Genomic DNA, 570 nt, shown 5'->3' with positions numbered 1-570 from the left:
TTCAACGATAAAGTATTCTAGCACGTTGCCATTTTTATCCCGCTTAGCCCATACTTGGTCAAAACCGGGGCCCGGACCAAAGCCTAGCTCCATTTTCGCAGGTGGCGGGGGCTTATAAAAGTGTTTTGCCATATAGGCACTTGCTGCTCGTTCACCTTTAACTTCGGTAAGTTTTGCTTTAAATGCACCAATGCGATGGCTTGAGTCACCATTTTTAATAGCGTCATCTAGTTTGTTCTTATAAGCCGTTTCATAAGCAGCTAAGTTTTTATAATGGGCATCAAGGGCTGGGTTTCTGACTCGCTTAAGCGCTGCAGCCCCTTTTAAATCATTCCCTTTCGGCGGCTTAAGCTCATTGGCAACGGTTTTCTTCGGTTTACCCACTACACCCGTGCTTGCCGGTGGCTCAAACTCATCGAGGGCTTTGTTTACGCGATTACCAATTTCGTTTGCGGCGTTTTTTACCCCTTGGTCTATTTGCGGGGTGACTTCATCAAGCTGTTTGACCATGGCTTGCATGCCGTCAATGGCTGAGTCTGGCAGCAGAAGATCGTATTTCCAGCTGGTTGA

General features: G+C 47.0%; 1 pseudogene. It reads right to left on the bottom strand.

The window, feature by feature from the left end:
• Positions 1-570, bottom strand: a pseudogene (locus tag H5154_RS23100) (hypothetical protein); the annotation flags it as partial.

It is taken from the genome of Pseudoalteromonas sp. SR44-5 (genome assembly GCF_014163675.1).
In the GTDB taxonomy this organism is placed as follows: Bacteria; Pseudomonadota; Gammaproteobacteria; order Enterobacterales; family Alteromonadaceae; genus Pseudoalteromonas; species Pseudoalteromonas rhizosphaerae.
This window is presented reverse-complemented; position numbering and strand designations above follow the sequence as displayed.